Consider the following 21,848-nt stretch of genomic DNA (forward strand, 5'->3'; position numbering starts at 1 on the left):
AAGGGGTTGAACGCTATGTTCTATTGCATTAACTGCTCTGATATTCACCATGAAAAACATCCAAATGATAAAGTATTCAAAAACGGTTTTTATATTGATCCATTTTTAGGTGATCGTTATCACCTTGGTATGTGTAAAGATGCCCAAAACCATGAAACAGGGGAGCCTCTTTTAACGACAAAGAAATTAGGCACAACCCAATCTATTATGAACGTATTACCGACACATGTTGTCCCAACATAAAACATAAAAAAGAGCTGGGTGAGCCAGCTCTTTTTTATGCTTTATAAACGATCATTGCTGAAAAACAATAAATTTGGTTTTCATCGTCGTTAATAGAAACACCAACTTGATACTTAATATCTACAAAGTTGCTATCATCAATCTTTTTCAAAAACACATTCACAGCGTCTTCTAAGTCTTTTTCGTGACTTTCATCAAATACTTTCACACGAATCATGTTAACACCGTCCTAGATCGCAGCCCTCGGCCGCTTGATTATTGCCACGGTGCGTATCTATGATGCGATAAAACTTTCCATTCTCATATATATATCCGTCTTCTAACACATATTCTTTATCTTCAGTATAGACATAAAACTTACCTATCATAAATTTACTCGTATATAATTCCAAATAATTTTGTCTAAATTTAGCTACAACTTTATTTGTAATATCAATTTTTATTGTGCGCCCCACCTTCTCTCCCTCCTTTGCAAAGAACGGATTTAGGTATATTGTATTAGCGCTTTTACATTTTATGCTTAAAAATAAGTGGATATGCCTTCTTTCTTCACCTGTACTATTTTTCTAAAAAAATCACGATAAATAAGGTCCAAAAAAAACATAAAAAAGCACTTTATCTTATTGACTCGAATATAAATATTATGTTATTATATAAAATTTGACATTTTTACATACGTATGCTATCATTAAAAGTGGTTACCACATATGGAGGTGGATGATTTGTTTCAAATTGGTGATAAAATCGTTTATCCAATGCACGGTGCAGGAATCATCGAAGCAATTGAAGAGAAAGAAATATTAGGTACTTCACGTCAATATTGTGTGATACGCATCATTAGTAAAGATATGCAAGTAATGCTTCCGATGGATCAATTAAAAAAATCAGGTATTCGTTATATCGTTGATCGAGGTACGTTAGATGATATACTTCTTGAATTTCAAAACGGGGAGTCAGACCCATCACTCTCATGGAAACAAAGATATACAATGAATATGGAAAAAATGAAAAACGGCAATTTACAAGATAGCGCAGAAGTTGTTCGGGATTTACTTCGCCGCAATAAAGAGCGAACTTTAAATGCGAGTGAAAAACAAATGCTAGATAACGCCCGAAAAATGATGATCAGTGAAGTTGCACTCGTACAAAATGTTTCTGAACATCAAGCAACAGAATTTCTTCAAGATACAATTAATCACTAAATTTAAAATAGCTGGCCGCTATTTTTTTTTATTACCCACGCCCAGCTTGAAACGATGGATATAACGTCATTCCACCATCTGCAAATAGCGTAATGCCCGTTACATAACTCGCCTCTGAAGAAGCGAGCCAAGTTGCTACTGCTGCAATTTCTTCAGGGTTTCCAATATAGCCCATCGGTATCATACTTTCTACGTCAGCACGTTTTTTAGGATCAGCAAACTTTTCTGCATTAATCGGCGTATTAATTGCACCTGGTCCAATATTATTTACTCGAATACCTTTTGGCGCATATTCTAGCGCTAACGTTTCTGTCATCAGTTTAATACCACCCTTACTCGCTGCATAGTGCACAAATAGTGGCCACGGAATTTTCTCATGAACACTAGACATATTAATGACAGAACCTTTAATATCATGTTCTACAAAATATTTAATCGCTTCACGACTTCCTAAAAAAGCACCTGTTAAATTTGTATTAATTACCCTATTCCAATCTTCAAGCGGCATTTCATGCGACGGTACCGCGTTTTCTATCCCTGCATTATTAATCATAACGTCAAGCGTACCAAACTCTTTCACAGCAGATTGAATGAGATTCACAACATCTGATTCGACGGTTACATCACCTTTTACAGCAATCGCTTCGCCGCCTACCTTTTTAATTTCTTCTAACACATCATTCGCTTCTGATTCTCGTGAGCGATAATTAATAACCACTTTCGCTTTTTCCTTAGCAAACCTCACTCCCATCGCTCTTCCAAGACCAGTTGCTGATCCTGTAATAACGACAACTTTCCCTGCTAAATCACTATACATTTCCATACCTCCTTTAACTTTTGGCTATACCTAACATAATTCCGGCTGCGATAATAAAAACGATACCGACAACGATACCCGTTAATTGACGTTTCGTTTTCTTTTCCCCTAATATAAGGATCCCACCAAGCGTGGAAATAATAATTCCCATTTGCGATAGCGAGAAACTTGTTGCGACTCCAACACGCGGCTGCGAAATGAATAAAAACATATTTCCAGCTGCCCAAATTAATCCTGGAATAATATTTCGGATTGCATATTTATTAAATGGATGATGTTTAAAGGTAAGCAAAATCCCACCTAACACCATACCAACTGCTTGTGGCAACAAAGCTGACCAACCATCTACGTTAAATAGTCTAATCACTACTACGTAAACTAAATAGCCGACTGTTGAAATTAATAAAATTACGATACCTCTTTTAAAGTTTGCTGCTTGCTCTGCATTCTTTTCTTCTTCACTTTGAAGCGATGTTAAAATAACACCGATAATAATACAAACGAGCGCTAAAATCCCAAGGACGACCGATATTGTCGTGGACCATTCATGAAATACGATAACGCCAAATAAAGTCGTCGCGACTAATTGAAGTCCTGTTGAAATTGGCATCGTCCTCGAAACACCCATTAAATCAATACTTTTCAATTGATTTGCCTGACCAAGCGCCCAAAATAAACCTGACACAACTCCAACTCCGATAACGGTAGGTGTTAATACTGGCTTCATAAAAATATAAACAACAATTGAGAAAATAAGTGCTCCAAACGTTGTTCCGAGCGTTTGACTATACGGTCCCCCGCCCAGTTTTACGTTAAATAGCACAATACTTCCCCAAAATATAGCTGGTAAAATCGCTAAAAATATATCCATCACTCATTACCTTTCTTTACTAAATGCATAGGTTATCACTCTAAGTCATTAGAGTGAGCTTTTATTTTTTCTTTTTCCCTTTGACAAACTTTTTCTGCAATAGCGTCAGAAACATTCTTTTCTCGCTCCACTTTCTTTATCTTTACGTGATCTAAATGGTCTTCCAAAGTAAGCGTAACTTTATCGTTCGGGGGATTATGCGCTCCTTGAAATGTAAGAAATTGTAGCTTCACTTCATACCTAGGAACAAATTCATCTTTCTTGCCGAGACGCTTTATATTTATAACTGAAGCACATTCATATTGATCTTCTGTCACTTGTCTAATAACTGAATAGTACCTATTTGATAATGCACTCTCTAAAAGCTGTTCTCTTGATTCTTTCGCGAAAGAATCACTTGGAGAAGAGAAAAAAGACGCACATAGCATTGTCATAACTACACATATTTTTTTCATAATTCCCTCCTTGTTCTATAGATTAGTGTTCTCAAAACTGCCATAAAAAAACGACTTTCCCTATATAGGAAAGTCGTTTTAATGAATCCAATATTAACCACCGCTCACTGGTGGGATTAGTGCAACAACATCACCAGATTGGACCCTGTCATCTTCATTTGCATATTCTTCATTAATCGCAACCATAATTGGCTCTGAAACTGGTACATTATATTCGTTCGCAACAACATCTTTTAACTGTGCAACCGTAATATTTTCTTTCTCTATTTGTAATTCACTTGTCCCTGCTTCTTCTTGCAAGTGCGCAAATAACAATACTCGAATCATACTTATAGCTCCTTCCCAGGCTCTCCCGCCGGATATGGTGTTTTTTCTAATTGATCACCAATCCATGAGTCACCATCTTCCCAAAACTCCTTTTTCCAAATCGGAACAATTTGTTTTATGCGTTCCATAATATATTCGTTCGCTTCATAAGCCGCTTTACGGTGTGGTGTTGAAACAGCAACAACAACCGCTATATCAGAAATTTGCAACGTACCGATGCGATGTGTAATCGCAACGTGTGTACCTGGCCATTTCTCTTTCACTTCTAATCCGATTTTCTCTAGCATCTTTTCTGCCATCGTTTTATAAGCGACATATTCTAAGTATAATGTACGACGCCCTTTCGTAAACTCTCTAACCGTTCCAATAAATGTTGTAACAGCACCGCATTCACGTCGAATTACTTTCTTCGTTACCTCTTCAATCGAGATTTCTGTATCAATTACTTCATAATATGTATTTGTCATTTCGCACTCCTAACCGTTTGTAAAAACCAGTCTATGTACAACTCTTCTTCTGTTATATGAAATACTTTATATTCTTCTCGTATATTTACTGGGACATCATACCACGTAATAACCGCCACTATATTTTCTACTTTATGTAAAAGCTCAGCATCTTCCGCAGAACGAAGTAACACTACTTTCGGGTAGTTCTCTTTTTTATAGCCCTCTATTAAAATTGTATCCACTTTAAAAAACTCATATAAGCAAATAATTTCTTGCAAGGACCATTTCTTTCTTAGTGAAGAAAGTGAAAGTAATCCAGCACCTTCTACACTACTTACGACAGCACCAGCTTTACGGTGTCTTTCGCTATCTTTTTGCGCTACTTCTGGAAAACCTCCGTGCCCGTGATGTTTAATTGTAGCAACTTTCATTTCGCTTTCGGCTAATGCATGCACAATTTTCTCTACAAGTGTCGTTTTTCCGCTATTTTGATACCCTACTATTTGTAAGATTGAAGGGGCTTCGCCCATGGCCACTCACATCCCTCAGAGTGCTCTAACAATAATACGGATACTTTCATTCCGGTCTCAAATCCTCTCGTTCCTCCGGGTAACACGATAAAAGCATTCGCATCTGCAAGTGAAGATACCGCACTCGATTTATCTAAACCAACCGGCATCGCTTGTAACGCCCCATCCACAATTGTTACGTTCGCTCTTACGAAACGAGTAAATGGATTTGGCTTCGGAAAATCTTTTTGTAAAATAGCATCCGCTCTATATACGTGAGGTTCCTTCGCATACAAATACGTTTTTATAATTGGATGCACAAATAATTCAAAGCCTACATAACAAGCAGACGGATTTCCTGATAAACCAAAGAGTAACTTTCCATCAACTTCAGCTACTGTCGTTACACTTCCGGGCCTCATGGCTATCTTATTAAAGAGTACATTTGCCTGTAATCTTTCATAAATAGCTGGTAAGTAGTCATAATCTCCTACTGATACACCGCCTGTTGTAATTAAAATGTCGACCTCATCCATCGCTGATTGAACAGCTGTAAAACATGCATCTAACTCATCCGCGAGTTGACCATAATAACGAACTTTCCCGCCAGCTTTCATAATTTGAGCTGCGATCATATACGAGTTACTATTTCTAATTTTCCCCGGTTCTAACGGCTCATGTACTTCTAATAATTCACTTCCTGTCGTTACAATACCGACAACAGGCTGTTTTACAACTTTCACCGTGCTATATCCAAACGTTGCTAGTAAGGCCGCAACACCTGGATTAATTGCAACACCTTTCTTAACGAGAACTTGATTTTGTTTTATATCTTCTCCTTTAAACGACACATTGTCACCGTTATTAAAAGGGCGTTTTAACTTCATATATGTTTTCCCGTTCTTCTCAAACCCTTCTGTCAGCTCTAGCATTACGACTGCATTGCAATCTTCTGGAATAGCTGCTCCTGTCATAATGCGAATTGCTTCAAAAGCTCCTACTTCCTCTAAAAAAACGGAACCCGCCCCGATTTCTCCTATTACTTCAAATTCAACTGGATTCTCTTGAGTTGCTTCTTTCGTATCTTCTGCTCGAATGGCGAAACCATCGTAAGGGGAACGATCAAAATGAGGAACGTCATGATCTGAGACAACATCTTCCCCGAGAATTCTCCCGTAACTTTCCGTAATAGAAATTTCTTCTACTTCACCATGCTTCGCATATTTCATTACCCGTTCTACTGCCTCAGCAACTTGAATTGGAATTCGTTTTTCTACCATCGTTTCTCACCTCATATTTGCAATTTTTTTTATCTCGATTAAACTTTATATATTCAATAGAAATTACTTCAAGGAGGAATTCCATGTCTTCATTTACACATTTCAATGACCAAGGACGCGCAAAAATGGTTGATATAAGCGAAAAAAAAGCAACCGTTCGAACAGCAATTGCGTGCTCTAGCATTGTCGTTACGAAAGAAATTTACGATAAAATCTCTCACAATGAAATTGGGAAAGGTGACGTATTAGCAGTTGCGCAAATCGCAGGCATTATGGCCGCGAAACGTACTTCTGATATTATCCCAATGTGCCACCCTTTATTATTAAAAGGTGTTGACGTTTCTTTCGATTGGAAACAATCAGAAGAACAATATCGTTTACTCATTGAAGTAAAAGTTAAAACAGAAGGTAGCACCGGTGTTGAAATGGAAGCTTTAACAGCTGCTTCCGCTACCGCTCTTACTGTGTATGATATGTGTAAAGCTGTCGATAAAGGTATGATTATCGGTGAAACGTACTTACTTGAAAAAACAGGTGGAAAAAGTGGAGATTATACGAGAAATTCATAATCCTCTCTCCGTTGAGCCTAAAGGGTTTCCTTTAGGTTCAACCTATATATCTTGCATATAAACTTTTCGCTACATTCATATCATTCGTCCCATGAATGAACGCCCTGCCATCTGTAAATAAAACAAAACGATATTCTTCTACCGGAAATGATAATAAATAAGGTGTCGCCTTTATCTCTACGCTTCTTTGTAAGCGTTTTTTAATTTCTTCTAAATTAAAATTCTTCCGCACACCCGGGCGAATTTGTACTGTATTCCGCCCACATAACACTTCTGTTTTCGTTTGTCCTTCAAATGTTAAACTCGGATATGTACGTAACCTTCCGCAAGATAAACAAGTATCTTTTTTCTGCCTATTCACTTTAAATGCCATCTGTTGATTATTCCAAAGATCAAACGATAACATCGTTTCACGAAGCGCACCAAAGTCTTCTACTAATATTTTCAGCGCTTCCGTAATTTGATGCGCAACTACTAATTGTACTGCCGGTTGTATAATACCAGCTGTGTCACATGTTGCACCGCTCGCTGGATGCTCCATTAAACAGCGAAAACACGGTGTTTTCCCTGGTAAAATTGTATACGTTACTCCGTAGCTTCCGACACACCCACCATATATCCACGGAATATTATACTTTTGTGAAATATCATTAATAAGAAGACGCGTTTCAAAATTATCTGTCGCATCTAATATTAAATCTACATCATTCACTAATTCTTCCATTTCTTGCACCGTTACATCCGTCACAACCGGATTTATTTCCACCTCAGAATTAATCGCTTTTAAATGTTCTGCAGCCGCTATCGCCTTCGGTTTATACTGCTTTGCATCTTCTTCTGTATATAGTTGTTGTCTTTGTAAATTACTCCATTCTACATAATCACGATCAGCAATCGTTACTTTTCCAACACCTGCTCTAACAATCGCTTCTGCATTTGCCGCACCGAGAGCACCAGCACCAATAATAAGCACATGCTTCTCTCTTATTTTTCTCTGTCCTTCTTCTCCAACACCAGAAAATAATATTTGTCTTGAATATCGCTCCTGCATGCGATAGCCCCCTTTCTTATCCTCCTATATAAGACATTTCGATTTTCGGACGATTTTTTGCACTTTCTTCTGTTCGTTCATCCGAATACCTATCTTTTCTATTCATCCATACATCTTGTATAACACTTAATAACTCCTCATCCGAAAGATTTCCTCTAAGAAGTTCTCTTACATCCAAACCCTCTGTCGCAAATAAGCACGTATAAAACTTTCCATCTGCCGAAATTCTCGCCCTCGTACAAGAGACACAAAATGACTCAGAAACAGATGTAATAAAACCAACTTCAACATTTGTTCCAACGTACCGATATCGCTTCGCAACTTCACCAAAGTAATGCGCTTCAGCTGGCTCAAGTGGATCCATCTTATGAATCATCTCAATCAATTCTCGTTTTGTAACGACTTGATCAAAATTCCACCCATTTGTACTACCAACATCCATAAACTCAATAAACCGAAGCGTGATTCCTTGCTCTTTAAAATACGCAGCCATCGGAAGTACTTGATGATCGTTCATCCCTTTTTTCACAACCATATTTACCTTTACTTCCAGCCCCGCCTCTTTAGCTGCTATAATTCCCTTAATTACCGGTTTCGTATTAATATTTCGACCATTAATATTCTTAAATATGTCGTCATCTATTGCATCTAAACTAACATTCACTCTATGTAATCCAGCTTCTTTTAATGCCTTCGCTTGTTTCGTTAAATGTACGGCATTTGTCGTTAACCCTATATCTATTAGCCCATCAATTTTCACAAGACGTGCAATAAGTTTTGTTAAATCTTTACGAAGTAGTGGCTCACCGCCAGTAATTCTAATTTTTCGTACACCAATGTTAACAAATAATTTTGCCAAACGCTCAATTTCATCAAAAGTTAGTAAAAACTCATCTTTCAAAAAAGCATAATCTGACCCAAATATTTCCGCTGGCATACAATATGTACATCTAAAATTGCAACGATCAATGACAGATATACGTAAATCTTGAAGTGGGCGTCCAAAAAAATCTTTAACCATCTCCTGCATCGCCACCCTCCCTTTCTGCCAAATTTCTTTCTTTTCATTCTATTATAATATATTTTCGAACTGCGATGTTTTTGCTCAAGAGAATAATGTGAAACTTTAAATAATTAGAGGGGATCCACTCCCCTGGTTAACGAGGTTTACTTACAAATACAAAGATAAAAAAACCTTGAAACATAAAAGTTTCAAGGTTTTCTGCTTATTAACTTAATCTAATAATAGTTAGGGTAGCCCCTGGCGTTGCTGTAGATAATGTAGCTACTGCAACTACTCCAAATAACTGTAAGCTAACAGCGGCTCCAGCAGGCAAGTTAGCGATTATTGTTGCACTAAATGAACCAGTAGCCACTGTCGGGGCATTTATCGTTCCCGCAAGCGGACTGCCATTTACAGTTATACGAGAACTTACAAGTAAACCTGCCGTTAAATTAATTGTATAGGCTATATAATAGTTTCCTGCATTCGCAACTGTAAATACAGTATTTCCACCACTAACGGTTATTCCTGGGCCAATATTTTGATTGTTCGGTAACGGTACGTTCGTACCCCCTAATAAAACGGAAATAGCGGTTCCTGATGTATTATTCGCAAACGCATACGTTGCAGTTGTACTAACTCCAGTCGCCCCGGTCGCTCCAGTGGCTCCAGCTCCGGTTGGACCTGTATCTCCAGTTGGACCTTGTGAACCGGTTGCTCCTGTAGCCCCCGTTGGACCTTGGATTCCTTGCGGGCCTTGAATTCCTTGGGGACCTTGAATCCCTTGTGGACCTGTCGCTCCGGTTGCTCCTGTAGCTCCCGTTGGACCTTGAATTCCTTGCGGGCCTTGAATTCCTTGTGGGCCTTGAATTCCTTGTGGACCTGTCGCTCCGGTTGCTCCTGTAACTCCCGTTGGACCTTGAATTCCTTGCGGGCCTTGAATTCCTTGGGGACCTTGAATCCCTTGTGGACCTGTCGCTCCAGTTGCTCCTGTAGCTCCCGTTGGACCTTGAATTCCTTGCGGGCCTTGAATTCCTTGTGGGCCTTGTGGGCCGGTCGGACCTATCTCTCCTTGCGGACCTTGGATTCCCTGTGGGCCTTGTGCCCCGGTTGCCCCTGTCGCTCCTTGGATTCCTTGAGGACCTTGTGGACCTTGAATTCCTTGGGAGCCGGTTGGACCTATGTCGCCTTGTGGGCCTTGAATTCCTTGGGGACCTTGTGCTCCGGTTGCCCCCGTTACTCCTTGGATTCCTTGGGGACCTTGAATACCCTGTGGACCGGTTGGACCTATCTCTCCTTGAACACCTTGGATTCCTTGCGGGCCCTGTAAACCCGTCACTCCGGTTGCTCCCGTTGCTCCTGTTGCTCCTGTCACTCCAGTTGAGCCTGTCGCCCCGGTATCTCCTGTTACTCCTGTCGCACCTGTTGCTCCTGTCGGGCCAGGTGGTCCACCTGATGGACCTGTCACTCCTGCCGGACCTGATGGCCCCGTTGGGCCGGTCGGTCCTGCTGGTCCTCCTGACGGGCCAGTCACCCCTGTTGGACCGGTTACTCCTGTTGGACCGGTAGTTCCTTCTCCCGTCGCTCCGGTTGCCCCCGTATCTCCTGTTGCTCCCGTCGGACCTTGCACTCCTTGAATTCCTTGTGGTCCTTGCACTCCTTGTGCACCTGTTGCTCCTTGAATCCCTTGTATTCCCTGCACTCCTTGTGCGCCCATCGGACCTGTTGGACCAATCGCCCCTTGTATTCCTTGCACTCCTTGGGGCCCCTCTGGACCGGTTGCTCCTATTTCCCCTTGTATCCCTTGAATTCCAGTTGCTCCTTGTGCTCCAGTTGCTCCCGTTATCCCTTGCACACCTTGTATTCCCTGTATTCCTTGTGGACCTTGTGGGCCGGTTGCTCCTTGCACTCCTTGAATGCCTTGTATTCCCTGAGGACCCTCTGGACCCGTTGCTCCAACTGGCCCTTGAACACCTTGTATTCCTTGCGGGCCCTGCAGTCCCTCTGGGCCTTCTGGGCCGGTTGGACCTATCTCTCCTTGTATCCCTTGGATTCCAGTTGGACCTTGTGACCCAGTCGGACCTATGTCACCTTGCGGACCTTGGATTCCCTGTGGGCCTTGTGCTCCTGTTCCCCCTGTCGCTCCTTGGATTCCTTGAGAACCTTGTGGGCCTTGAATTCCTTGTGGGCCAGTTGGACCTATGTCGCCTTGTGGGCCTTGAATCCCTTGCGGACCTTGATCTCCTGTGGCCCCCGTTACTCCTTGAATTCCTTGGGGACCTTGAACACCTTGTGGCCCTGTTGGACCTATCTCTCCCTGCACACCTTGGATTCCTTGCGGACCCTGTAAACCCGTCACTCCGGTTGCTCCCGTTTCTCCTGTCGCTCCTGTCACTCCAGTTGAGCCTGTCGCCCCAGTATCTCCTGTTACTCCTGTCGCACCTGTTGCTCCTGTCGGGCCAGGTGGTCCACCAGATGGACCAGTTACTCCCGCCGGACCTGATGGCCCCGTTGGGCCGGTCGGTCCTGCTGGTCCTCCAGACGGGCCTGTTACCCCTGTTGGACCAGTTACTCCTGTTGGGCCTGTAGTGCCTTCCCCTGTCGCCCCAGTTGCTCCCATATCTCCTGTTGCCCCCGTCGGACCTTGGATTCCTTGAATTCCTTGTGGACCTTGCACTCCTTGTGCACCCGTCGCTCCTTGAATTCCTTGTACTCCTTGCACTCCTTGTGGCCCCATCGGACCGGTTGGACCAATCGCCCCTTGAGCACCTTGCACTCCTTGTGGCCCCTCTGGACCCGTTGCTCCTATTTCCCCTTGTATCCCTTGAATTCCAGTTGCTCCTTGTACTCCTGTTGCTCCCGTTATCCCTTGCACACCTTGTATTCCCTGAATTCCTTGTGGGCCTTGTGGGCCTGTTGCTCCTACCGGTCCTTGAATGCCTTGTATCCCCTGTGGACCCTCTGGACCCGTCGCTCCAACTGGCCCTGGCACACCTTGTATTCCTTGCGGGCCCTGCAGTCCCTCTGGGCCTTCTGGACCTGTTGGTCCTATATCACCCATCGGACCTTGTATCCCTTGAACTCCCTGTGGCCCTGTTTCTCCTGATGGCCCTGGTACTCCTTGTATACCTTGTGGACCTTGATCTCCTGTGGCCCCTGTTACCCCTTGTGGCCCTATAACCCCCTGTATACCTTGTGGACCTTGATCTCCTGTTGCTCCCGTTGCCCCTTGAATACCTTGAACTCCTTGTATTCCTTGTTCACCAGTTACTCCCGTCGGACCAGGAATACCTTGAATACCCTGCGAACCTTCTGGACCTGTTGGCCCAATTGGTCCTTGAATCCCTTGGATTCCTTGCAAGCCCTGTGCTCCCGTACTTCCAGTCGGACCTGTACTTCCCGTTGCTCCTGTTACCCCTGTACTTCCTGTAGCCCCAGTATTCCCCGTTGCTCCAGTCGCACCTGTACTTCCACTCGGTCCACCACCTGGACCTGTCGCACCAGTCGGCCCCGTCGGACCAGGAGGTCCTCCAGATGGTCCAGTTATTCCAGTTGGACCTGTTATTCCAGTCGGGCCTGTTATCCCCTGACCAGTTGCTCCAGTCGCTCCGGTTGCACCTGTATTTCCACTCGGTCCTGGTGTTCCTTGTATCCCTTGTGCTCCTTGTATTCCTTGTGGACCAGTTGCACCCGGTAACCCTTGGACGCCTTGAATTCCTTGAGATCCCTCAGGTCCCGTCGCTCCAATTGGCCCCTGTAATCCCTGTATCCCTTGTATACCTTGTGCCCCAGTCGCTCCCGTTGGACCAATCGGACCTTGTAGCCCTTGCACACCCCCCGGTCCTGTCGCTCCAGTTTCTCCTTGTGGTCCTCTCAATCCTTGTGGCCCCTGCTGTCCTTCTGGTCCAGTTGCACCTATTGGACCAACTGATCCTTGTATCCCTTGCACACCTTGAGGTCCTGTCGGGCCCCTCTCCCCCATCGGACCTTGTAATCCTCTTGGTCCTTGAGGTCCTGTTGGGCCTTGTGGACCGGTTGGACCAGTAATCCCTATACCTGTAAATCCAGTTGGAACAGGGGGGAAAGTAGGCCCAATAAGTTCTGGTGGAATTCTAAAATTAGAGCTTAACGAATTTTGCTTCCGATTATTATCACGATTCTTCACACTTTCACCACCTACAAACCGTCTTTTTCATAATAAATAAGCCTCTTCTTAATCTATTTACAAAAATAATTTCCAAGACTATTTTTATTTTAAATAATAAAAACTCCCTTAATTCCTTAAGGGAGTCCTGCAATTGAATCCATATTATCTGTATTAGGGACAGCTTGTGCTATACCCGATGTATTTACACTTTGCCCCATATTTGTTCCTGTTACAGTACCAGCAGGAGTGCCTCTTGTATATGTTGTCGTCACCGAATCACCTGGCTGTAAACAAAGCTTCGTCTCCGTCCCTATTACTGTAACAACATCAATCCAAGTGCACCCCATTGAACCACTATATGATTTCGAAGCAGTAAATGAAGTATCACTCAAATTATCACCGGTAAATATATTCCCAGTGTTATTCACAATAACAAATTCTTTTATATGAGCAGGCATAATTACACTCTACCTTTCCTCTATGAACCTAATGTACGTGTACTTGTTGCTAACGGCGGAAGAAACACTGATGTTCTAATGACTGCTTCTGGCTGTCTTTTCCCATTTAAAAAAATAGCCGCACTCGACCCTCCAGCACCTGCATATACTTTTGCTACAGCTAAAGGCGAGATATCATAACAGTCGCCGACATTAACAGCTCCTGTATTATTCATAATTTTTACTTTACGCAAATTAATCCCCATTTACCCCTCCTCCTTTTTATACTGTATGCAAAAGAAAAAAACTTGAAACAGACTCGTTTCAAGTTTTTAACTATTAACTATTTCGTTTCACCTTCATATTGAAGCATACCGCCAACCATATTCACTGTTTTAAATCCTTGCTCATTTAAATAATGACATACATTTTCACTGCGCATTCCTGAACGACAAATAAAGATATATTCATTCTCTTTATTAAAGAAATCTACTTTATGTGGGATATCGCCCATTTTAATATGTACAGCTTCTGGAATCTTTCCTGCCGCTACTTCTTCATCTTCTCTTACGTCTACTAAAAATAACGTTTCTCCATTTTCTAAACGCTCTTGTACCTCTTCTGTAGTAATTGTTTTAACTTCTGTCATATGTAGTTCCTCCTTATATACAATAAAACCTTTAGTTTCTTTTTCACAAACATTCTCTACCAATTTTAGCACGCAAAAGAAAGAACGCAAAGAATCGAAAAACTATTTCTCAATTTTCTCGCAAAACTTATTCTTTACAAACATAACTCTTGCATTGTATCCTCAATATACTTGTCTTATGAAAGGAGCCAATGAAAATGACACTTTCCCTTTTCATAATGGGCATCATTTTCTTAATCGCTGCAATTATTACTCTTAGTATGAAAAATACTAAAAAAATAAAATCACCCCAAGAAATGTCATTCTTATTTCTATTGCTTAGTATCGCATTCTTCGGTATAGCAATTGCCACATATATTTTCCGTCTACAAATCATGTAAAAAAAGGTGCCTACTACAAACATTGCACCTTTTCCCCATCATTTGTCTTCTAAACAAAACTAGATACTTTCCGATTTAAAAATTCATAAACTTTCTTTTCAAATAAATGAATATCAAATGCTCCCGCCATATGCCCATTTATACTTTCTATCTCATACACTTCCGCATACTTCCCTTGTTTTTGCAAAATATCTACCATTTTATAGTTGTAACGAGACGGCTGAAGCAAATCTTGTTTACATGGAATCATAAGTACATTCGCTTCTATGTTAGAAAGAGATTCTTCTAATGAAGAAAAACCATGTGCAATATCATGCAATAAAACTGCCTTTGCAGTATACATCCATGAATTTGCATCTACTAACTCTATACTTCTATATGTCGCTTTATTTATCTCTTTTTCAAATGATGTTAGTGTAGAAAACTTTTCATAAGGTTCTATCTCTATACTATTACGAGGAAATGCCATTTCATAAAAATGCTCATCAAACGCGTTCATAAACATCATTCTATTTGCTAAATGAAGCCCCTTTATCGGCTGCTCTTCTCCATATTTTCCACCTTTCCAACTTGGATCCAGTTGAATTGCTTCAATCGCATTTTGCGCTACGTTTACTGACGTAATAATTGGATTTTGTGGGTTCGTAATAACGCCAATCATCCGCTCTACCATATGTGGATAGTGAACCGCCCATTGTTGTGCAATCATTCCCCCTGCCGACGGTCCAATTACAGCGTGTAACCTTGAAATTCCCATACCTTTTATTAACTCATATTGCATACGAGCTACATCAAGAAATGTAAAAACCGGAAAATCCATAGCATATTCTTCTCCAGTTTCTGGATTAATCGATTTCGGTCCTGTTGTAATCACATATGGATTTCTCACCTGCACATTACAAAGATTATCTGTACATATAACAAAATACTTATTTGTATCAATTGCTTTTCCAGGTCCAATGAGCCCATCCCACCAACCAGACTCCTCATCATGCACTGTATATTTTCCTGCCGCATGACTTGTTGCACTAAAATAATGACAAACCAAAATCACATTTGACCTTTCTCTATTTAACGTACCATATGTCTCGTATCCCATTTGAACAGGAATTTCCCTGCCATTTTCAAACGTAAACCCTTTTAAAACAAACTTCTCCTTTTTTACAATTTGCACAGATTCTCCCTCTTCCCGTTATAGTATGAACTGCTTACTAAAGATTTTTTTCCATGCAAACTAATCTCCTTCTTCTTTTCATAAATAAATGAATAATATACAAAATTAGCCACAAAATAGCACTATATTACAAGATTAAAGAGGGTATACACATGATTTGGAATTGGTTACGTAAGAAAAAAAAATCAAATAAACCAGAAGCAAACGAAACAGATAATCAGGAGCAGCATTCTAACAATGAAGAGGATGATAACAAAGAACAGACTAGAAGTATGAAACATAATAAAGGTAAAAATCACGAACAAAAAGATTCTTCTCAGGATAAGCAACAAAGTACTAAACAAAAAGATTCTTCTCAGGATAAGCAACAAAGTACTAAACAAGAGGATTCCTCTCAGGATAAGCAACAAAGTACTAAACAAGAGGATTCCTCTCAGGATAAGCAACAAAGTACTAAACAAAAAGATTCTTCTCAGGATAAGCAACAAAGCGCTAAACAAGATGAACCTTCTCAGGATAAGCAACAAAACTCTAAACAGGATGATTCCTCTCAAGATAAGCAACAAAGTGCTAAACAAGAGGATTCCTCTCAGGATAAGCAACAAAACTCTAAACAAGATGACTCTTCTCAGGATAAGCAACAAAACTCTAAGCAGGATGATTCCTCTCAAGATAAGCAACAAAGTACTAAACAAGAGGATTCCTCTCAAGATAAACAACAAGGTGCTAAACAAGGTGATTCGTCTCAAGATAAACAACAAAACGCTAAGCAAGATGAACCTTCTCAAAGTAAGCAACAAAACTCTAAAGGTAATAGTATTTATGATTTTACGAAACCAGAAAAAGACCGTATCCATTCTTTACAAAATTTAATAGAGAAGCTGAAAAAATCTAGTGATTTTGTGAATTATCATACATCCGACGATGAAACGATGCCTTATTGGATTTCTTACTATCGTCCTTCGCTTGATGGAGAGAAATTACAAAAATATTTAATGCCTACTCTTTTGGAACGACCTAATGCTTCACTAGAAGAGCTGAAAGAACATATTCCAATGAGCGGCATTACAATTACGAACGACTTACAAAAAATTGAGGATATGGTTTTAAAGGGGCATGCGATTATTCAATTGAATCAGCAAGATCAAAAATGTATGCTTGCAAACATTGCAATTGATAATTATCGTGCACCAACCCCTCCTTTAAACGAATCAACTGTTATTGGTCCGCAAGAAGGTTTCGTAGAGGATATTGATACAAACATTAATTTAGTTCGAAAACGTCTTCCTGTTTTAGATTTACAAACAAAAGAAATGATTATTGGCGAGTTTTCAAAAACAAAAGTTGTCATGATGTATTTAGACAACCTTGCTGAAAAAGATAATGTAGATTTTCTAGAAGAGTCATTACGCGCTCTTGAATATGATCAAATTAATGATAGTGCTTATTTACAAGAATTAATGGGTGAAAAATCGATTTTCCCTCTCTATATCAATACAGAACGTACTGATAGAGTTACAAAAGCACTAATTGATGGAAAAATCGCTATTTTCGTTGATGGTTCTCCAAGTGTTTTACTAACACCTGTATCCTATTTCGATTTTTTCATTTCACCAGAAGACTATAACGTCTCCTGGATGTACGCTACATTTTCAAGGATTTTAAGATTAATTGCCGTTCTATTTTCAATTTGCGCTACACCGTTATACGTTGCAGTTTTAAATTATCATTATGAACTTATTCCAAGTGATTTACTTGAAACTTTGATTTTATCAAGGGCACAAGTACCATTCCCACCTTTAATTGAAGCGCTCTTTTTAGAACTTGCAATTGATTTATTAAGAGAAGCCGGCGCAAGGTTACCGATGAAAGTTGGGCAAACACTCGGTATTGTAGGCGGTATCGTAATCGGGCAAGCATCTGTACAAGCTGGGTTAACGAGTAACATTTTATTAATTATCGTTGCACTATCGGCACTCGCTTCCTTTATTACACCTATTTATAAAATGGGGAACGCTGTTCGATTACTACGCTTTCCTTTTCTTATGTTTGCAGAAATAGGCGGATTGTTCGGGATTTCTCTTGGATTTATCTTTTTATTTACTCATCTCTTTAGACTTACTTCCTTACGTAAGCCGTACGCTTTGTTTTATCCGACAAGGCAACAATCAGTTAAAGATTCTTGGATTCGTTTTCCATTAACAATGATTGATACGAGAGATGTGCAAGCAAGACCACAACATGTAAAAAAAGCAGCGAAAGGAATTTCAACAAAACATAGATCAGATTTTGATGATTGAGAAATGAGGTGCATTGATGAGTAAAGTTCAAGAAAAATATCAAATATCTCCTATCTTTGTTTTCTTCTTAATTCACGGTGCACAGTTTGGTGCTGGAGTTCTCGGATTCGCTCGAATCATCGCAAAGGCCGCTGGATACGACGGATGGATGGGAGTTATAATCACAGGAATTTTCATCCATATTCTTATATGGATGATGTATGTCTTATTAAAAGAAACAAATGGGAATTTAGTTGATTTACATCGGCAAACATTTGGAAAATGGCTAGGAAATGGCATTAGCATCATCTTTATGGCTTATTTTTTAATCGTTAGTATTTCGGTCATCCGAACATATGTTGAAATTATTCAAGTATGGATGTTTCCTACCGCTTCCACCTTTATGTTAACACTCTTTTTATGCTTAGTTAGCTATTACATTATCTCTTCTGGATTTCGTGTAATTACCGGTATTTGCGTCATCTCTGTTGGTGGTACATTAGGATACTTATTTCTAAGCTTATTCGTTTTGAAATATTCACATTGGGATAATTTACTACCTATATTCACACATTCTTTTTCAGACATTTTAAAATCCGCTCAACTGTCAATCTACAGTATGACCGGTTTTGAAATTTACCTCATGGTGTATCCATTTGTGAAAAAGCCTATGCAATCTCATAAATACGCTCAGTTTGGAGCACTATTTTCAAATCTTCTATATTTATTTAGCACCCTTTTAGCCTTTGCATTTTTTAGTGAAAAACAATTGTTAAAAACGATATGGGCCCAACTTTCTATGACCCAAGTCATTCAATTACCATTTATAGAAAGACTCGAATATATTGCAATTTCAGGCTATGCACTCGTTATTATTTCAAGTTTCATCCTCCCTTTATGGGCGTCAATGAGAGGAACACATGAAATATTCCGTGTAAAACAAAGGGGTATTTTAATTGCTTTTATCTTTATCACTCTCATTGTTTCGCAACTTTTAACCAACAGACACGATATTAATAACTTTATTAGTAATGTATCAAAAGTTAGTTTTTGGCTCATTTATGTATACATCCCAATCCTATTTATTATTGTGTGGGTGAAAAGAAAATGGAAAAAATCAAAAGCACAAGCAAATTAATACTTATTTCTTGTATAACATTCTTCAGTCTAATTGGATGTTTACAAAAAAATATTATCGATGATGTACAACTTATTCAAGGAAGCGTTTTTGATGTCGCAAAAGATAATAAAGTAAAAGTGACATTCGTTTGTCCCATTCAGAAAAAAGGAAATAAAGTTCAAGTTTTTGAAGGCAGTGCAAATGCAGTAAAACAAGTAAAAGCAGACACATCTTTAGAGTCTTCTCAACCATTTGCTAGCGGACAAATGCGTGTCGCTCTATATACAATAAGGCTTGCCAAAACAGGAATGTCTACTTCATTCGATACATTACTTCGAGATGTGAATATAGGGAACGCTTTATATGCTGCTTTATTAGATGGGAATGGTACTGAACTTTTAAAGGGCAAATATTCGACTTCATACAACGTTGCAATTTATATAAAAAAATTGCTAGAACATAACATGGAGACCGGACCTTTACCAGCGGATAATCTACATATAGGAGCATTTCGCTATTATCAAGAAGGAAAAGACTACTATATTCCCATTCTAAAGAAGCATGGTGATAAAATAAAAATTACCGGAATTGGCCTTTTTAAAAAAGATAAATATATCGGTAAAATTGCGGAAAAAGATATGTTCATATTTAAAGGACTATTAGAGAAACATAAATTAGATTCACATGAATTTAAAACAGATTCTGCGTACGTAATGATTAATAATATTCGTTCTGTTCCAACTTACGATATAAAAATTAAAAATGGAAAGCCTTCTTTTTTCATTAACGTTCGTCTTGATGCACGTATTCAAGAACTATCAAAACAAATTAACTTAGAAAATAACAAGAACACAAAAAACATTGAAAAAGATGTCCAAAAACAATTAGATAAACAAGCTGCTAAGTTAATTAAGCAACTTAAATCTTTAGGCGTCGACCCTCTCGGGCTAGGTGCAAAGTATAAGCAACATTATCGCCCATTCAAATTAGAAGAATGGAGACAAATGTATAAAGATGTTCCGGTTCATATAAAATACACCGTAAATATTACAAATTCTGGTGTCATTGAATGAGAAATGATTGAACTCCTCTCTCCAGCATGATACAACGGAGAGAGGAGTTTTTTTATTATCAAATAGAGAGAGAAGATATTTATGGGGGAGCTTATGTCTAAAAAATTAGTAAAGCCTATTTTAAATGGTATTTTATTTCTCGGCGTCTTTTTATTTGCTCATACATACTTAAAAAATGTTTCCTTCACACGTTACTTGCTTGTCGTTATACCAATGTTACTGGTCGGTATTTTTGGCATCGATCTTATTTCATCCCTTTTAATAAAAAAAGAAGAATAACGAGCGAACATCTTATTTCGATAAGATGTTCTTTTCATTTCATAATCACCTTATGTTACAATAAACTTCGGCATAACGTAAGAAAGGATGAAACAACATGACAAACGAAAAAGGTTTAGATAAAGGATACGAACTTGTTGCGAAAATGCATGAAGTATTCGGACATCCTGTGACAAATACTCCAACAAAATTAACAGAAGAGCGTGCAAAAATCCGTGCAAGTTTTATGCAGGAAGAACTAGAAGAATTTCTAGAGGCAACGACTGTTGAAGATCAATACGATGCACTGATTGACCTTATTTACTTTGCATTCGGAACGTTTGCAGAAATGGGCGTACGTCCAGATAAAGGATTCGAAATTGTAAACAACGCCAACATGGCAAAACTATTCCCTGATGGGAAGCCTCGATTCCGTGAAGGCGACGGTAAGATTCTAAAGCCAGAAGGCTGGCAAGCACCGGAACCACAACTTCGTGCTGAAATTGAACGTCAGCGTCAAGAAGCTGAAAAAAACTGCTAGGATTTCCTAGCAGTTTTTTATTATGTCTTTTTTTCTGGCAATCATTAATGACCCACGTGTCCCGCATGTCCTGCAGCTCCACTAATGCTAGCCGCTCCTGCTGCTGCCCCCGCTCCTCCTGCTCCAATTCCACCTGTCCAAGGAGAAGATTGTTGTTGATACTGTTGGTATTGTTGGTGTTGTTGGTGTTGTTGGTGTTGTTGGTGTTGTTGGTGTTGTTGGTGTTGTTGGTGTTGTTGGTGTTGTTGGCCTTGGTAACCTTGATGACCATGTTGACCTTGGTGACCGTGGTGGCCTTGATGGCCGTGGTGATGTACTTGTTGTTGATGATGTCCATGATGACCTTGGTGACCTTGGTGGTGATGGTGGCCATGATGACCATGGTGTCCTTGGTGGCCGTGGTGGCCATGGTGACCATGGTGATCTTGATGAATTTGATAAAGAACAGCCTGCGGATGTATATGATGGTGGCCGTGGTGATGTACTTGTTGTTGATGATGTCCATGATGGCCATGATGACCGTGGTGACCTTGGTGGTGATGGTGGCCATGATGGCCATGGTGTCCTTGGTGGTGATGGTGGCCATGATGGCCATGGTGTCCTTGGTGGTGATGATGTCCATGATGACCGTCGTGGTGGCCATGTTGACCGTAAAAACCTTGTGGATAACCACCTACTCCTCCAACGAAAGATGGGAATGTAGTTGGTACGCCTACTGGTACTCCTCCCGCTGCTCCGCCTACAAATGTTGGGATTCCTGTTTGCACTCCAGCTACTGATGATGGAAATCCTCCTGTTGATGTTGGAATTCCAGTTTGCGCTCCAGCTACTGATGTGGAAAATCCTCCAGGTGTTCCACCCATCCAGCTCGGAATTCCGCCATATCCTTGTTGTCCGCCTCCCATTAACATCATTTGTTCATAACTATCCGATCCACCTCCGAAAAAGCCATGTGGTGCATTATTGTCCATCCCTTTCATTCCTTTCACCTCTTCTACTCAATTTAGCCTACCT

General features: G+C 40.1%; 26 protein-coding genes. 9 read left to right on the plus strand and 17 right to left on the minus strand.

All coding sequences use genetic code 11. The features are described 5' to 3' along the window. Positions 1–15 precede the first annotated feature (15 nt). Positions 16–243, plus strand: a complete 228-nt coding sequence (locus DN401_RS06985; protein WP_000498989.1) for a DUF3973 domain-containing protein — start codon at positions 16–18, stop codon at positions 241–243. A 34-nt stretch (positions 244–277) separates the two neighbouring features. Here DN401_RS06985 and DN401_RS06990 read toward each other — a convergent pair whose 3' ends face one another. After that, positions 278–460: a sporulation protein Cse60 gene (locus DN401_RS06990; protein WP_000621751.1), complete on the minus strand. Its 183-nt coding sequence runs from the start codon at positions 458–460 to the stop codon at positions 278–280. Between the two features lies 1 nt (position 461). Continuing rightward, positions 462–698, minus strand: a complete 237-nt coding sequence (locus DN401_RS06995) for a DUF2553 family protein (RefSeq protein ID WP_000533806.1) — start codon at positions 696–698, stop codon at positions 462–464. 252 nt (positions 699–950) lie between these two features. On the opposite strand from DN401_RS06995, the gene DN401_RS07000 reads away from it, so the two are divergent. Next, complete coding sequence (locus DN401_RS07000; protein WP_000451443.1) at positions 951–1,445, plus strand: CarD family transcriptional regulator; 495 nt, start codon at positions 951–953, stop codon at positions 1,443–1,445. Between the two features lie 31 nt (positions 1,446–1,476). On the opposite strand, the gene DN401_RS07005 is transcribed toward DN401_RS07000, so the two are convergent. The 7 genes from DN401_RS07005 to moeA all read right to left on the minus strand — a co-directional run bounded on the left by DN401_RS07005 (position 1,477) and on the right by moeA (position 6,153). Next, entirely contained in the window at positions 1,477–2,262 is a 786-nt protein-coding gene (locus DN401_RS07005; protein WP_000286674.1) for a glucose 1-dehydrogenase, read from the minus strand. A gap of 13 nt (positions 2,263–2,275) precedes the next feature. Next, complete coding sequence (glcU, locus tag DN401_RS07010; RefSeq protein ID WP_000350861.1) at positions 2,276–3,133, minus strand: glucose uptake protein GlcU; 858 nt, start codon at positions 3,131–3,133, stop codon at positions 2,276–2,278. A 35-nt stretch (positions 3,134–3,168) separates the two neighbouring features. After that, positions 3,169–3,588, minus strand: coding sequence for a DUF3888 domain-containing protein (locus tag DN401_RS07015; protein WP_000717685.1), 420 nt, complete (start codon positions 3,586–3,588; stop codon positions 3,169–3,171). 93 nt (positions 3,589–3,681) lie between these two features. Next, positions 3,682–3,915 (minus strand): molybdopterin converting factor subunit 1, encoded by a 234-nt coding sequence (gene moaD / locus DN401_RS07020; protein ID WP_000621778.1) that lies wholly within the window; start codon positions 3,913–3,915, stop codon positions 3,682–3,684. 2 nt (positions 3,916–3,917) lie between these two features. After that, the gene (gene moaE, locus DN401_RS07025; protein WP_000185942.1) at positions 3,918–4,382 is read right to left on the minus strand and encodes a molybdopterin synthase catalytic subunit MoaE; all 465 of its coding nucleotides are present in this window, start codon (positions 4,380–4,382) and stop codon (positions 3,918–3,920) included. After that, on the minus strand, positions 4,379–4,894 hold the full coding sequence (mobB, locus tag DN401_RS07030; RefSeq protein ID WP_000503323.1) for a molybdopterin-guanine dinucleotide biosynthesis protein B: 516 nt from the start codon (positions 4,892–4,894) through the stop codon (positions 4,379–4,381). Before mobB ends, moaE begins: the two co-directional genes overlap by 4 nt. Next, positions 4,864–6,153: a molybdopterin molybdotransferase MoeA gene (moeA, locus tag DN401_RS07035; protein ID WP_000229690.1), complete on the minus strand. Its 1,290-nt coding sequence runs from the start codon at positions 6,151–6,153 to the stop codon at positions 4,864–4,866. Before moeA ends, mobB begins: the two co-directional genes overlap by 31 nt. A gap of 83 nt (positions 6,154–6,236) precedes the next feature. Between moeA and moaC the strand changes: the two genes are divergently transcribed. After that, on the plus strand, positions 6,237–6,722 hold the full coding sequence (moaC, locus tag DN401_RS07040) for a cyclic pyranopterin monophosphate synthase MoaC (protein WP_000094159.1): 486 nt from the start codon (positions 6,237–6,239) through the stop codon (positions 6,720–6,722). A 37-nt stretch (positions 6,723–6,759) separates the two neighbouring features. Here moaC and DN401_RS07045 read toward each other — a convergent pair whose 3' ends face one another. The 6 genes from DN401_RS07045 to DN401_RS07075 all read right to left on the minus strand — a co-directional run bounded on the left by DN401_RS07045 (position 6,760) and on the right by DN401_RS07075 (position 14,009). After that, complete coding sequence (locus DN401_RS07045) at positions 6,760–7,773, minus strand: molybdopterin-synthase adenylyltransferase MoeB (protein ID WP_001158098.1); 1,014 nt, start codon at positions 7,771–7,773, stop codon at positions 6,760–6,762. 16 nt (positions 7,774–7,789) lie between these two features. Further along, positions 7,790–8,803, minus strand: a complete 1,014-nt coding sequence (moaA, locus tag DN401_RS07050) for a GTP 3',8-cyclase MoaA (RefSeq protein WP_001157119.1) — start codon at positions 8,801–8,803, stop codon at positions 7,790–7,792. A 199-nt stretch (positions 8,804–9,002) separates the two neighbouring features. Continuing rightward, on the minus strand, positions 9,003–12,941 hold the full coding sequence (locus DN401_RS07060; protein ID WP_000796091.1) for a BclA-related collagen-like exosporium protein: 3,939 nt from the start codon (positions 12,939–12,941) through the stop codon (positions 9,003–9,005). A gap of 116 nt (positions 12,942–13,057) precedes the next feature. After that, positions 13,058–13,381, minus strand: a complete 324-nt coding sequence (locus tag DN401_RS07065) for a hypothetical protein (protein WP_001110855.1) — start codon at positions 13,379–13,381, stop codon at positions 13,058–13,060. A gap of 20 nt (positions 13,382–13,401) precedes the next feature. Then, positions 13,402–13,626 (minus strand): spore germination protein, encoded by a 225-nt coding sequence (locus DN401_RS07070; protein WP_000512468.1) that lies wholly within the window; start codon positions 13,624–13,626, stop codon positions 13,402–13,404. A gap of 77 nt (positions 13,627–13,703) precedes the next feature. After that, positions 13,704–14,009 carry a rhodanese-like domain-containing protein gene (locus tag DN401_RS07075; protein ID WP_000141207.1) on the minus strand — a complete coding sequence of 102 codons (306 nt, stop codon included), beginning with the start codon at positions 14,007–14,009 and terminating at the stop codon, positions 13,704–13,706. Positions 14,010–14,206: 197 nt separating this feature from the next. Between DN401_RS07075 and DN401_RS07080 the strand changes: the two genes are divergently transcribed. Further along, a complete protein-coding gene (locus DN401_RS07080) occupies positions 14,207–14,389 on the plus strand; it encodes a hypothetical protein (protein WP_000175905.1) in 183 nt (60 codons plus the stop codon). Positions 14,390–14,438: 49 nt separating this feature from the next. On the opposite strand, the gene DN401_RS07085 is transcribed toward DN401_RS07080, so the two are convergent. Further along, positions 14,439–15,563, minus strand: coding sequence for a homoserine O-acetyltransferase family protein (locus DN401_RS07085; RefSeq protein ID WP_001167639.1), 1,125 nt, complete (start codon positions 15,561–15,563; stop codon positions 14,439–14,441). A 152-nt stretch (positions 15,564–15,715) separates the two neighbouring features. On the opposite strand from DN401_RS07085, the gene DN401_RS07090 reads away from it, so the two are divergent. The 5 genes from DN401_RS07090 (at position 15,716) to DN401_RS07110 (ending at position 20,834) form a co-directional block, all read left to right on the plus strand. After that, a complete protein-coding gene (locus tag DN401_RS07090; protein WP_075676845.1) occupies positions 15,716–17,863 on the plus strand; it encodes a spore germination protein in 2,148 nt (715 codons plus the stop codon). Positions 17,864–17,879: 16 nt separating this feature from the next. Next, positions 17,880–18,980, plus strand: coding sequence for a spore germination protein (locus tag DN401_RS07095; protein ID WP_000049053.1), 1,101 nt, complete (start codon positions 17,880–17,882; stop codon positions 18,978–18,980). Beyond that, positions 18,950–20,035, plus strand: a complete 1,086-nt coding sequence (gerHC, locus tag DN401_RS07100; RefSeq protein ID WP_000411389.1) for a spore germination protein GerHC — start codon at positions 18,950–18,952, stop codon at positions 20,033–20,035. The genes DN401_RS07095 and gerHC overlap by 31 nt, the downstream gene beginning before the upstream one ends. Positions 20,036–20,128: 93 nt before the next feature. After that, a complete protein-coding gene (locus DN401_RS07105) occupies positions 20,129–20,314 on the plus strand; it encodes a hypothetical protein (protein WP_000038781.1) in 186 nt (61 codons plus the stop codon). A 97-nt stretch (positions 20,315–20,411) separates the two neighbouring features. After that, positions 20,412–20,834: a pyrophosphohydrolase domain-containing protein gene (locus DN401_RS07110; RefSeq protein WP_000180554.1), complete on the plus strand. Its 423-nt coding sequence runs from the start codon at positions 20,412–20,414 to the stop codon at positions 20,832–20,834. A gap of 44 nt (positions 20,835–20,878) precedes the next feature. On the opposite strand, the gene DN401_RS07115 is transcribed toward DN401_RS07110, so the two are convergent. Continuing rightward, positions 20,879–21,814, minus strand: a complete 936-nt coding sequence (locus DN401_RS07115) for a hypothetical protein (protein WP_149287640.1) — start codon at positions 21,812–21,814, stop codon at positions 20,879–20,881. Between the last annotated feature and the right edge of the window lie 34 nt (positions 21,815–21,848).

Source organism: Bacillus sp. BF2-3, from assembly GCF_008368795.1.
Taxonomy (GTDB): domain Bacteria; phylum Bacillota; class Bacilli; order Bacillales; family Bacillaceae_G; genus Bacillus_A; species Bacillus_A cereus.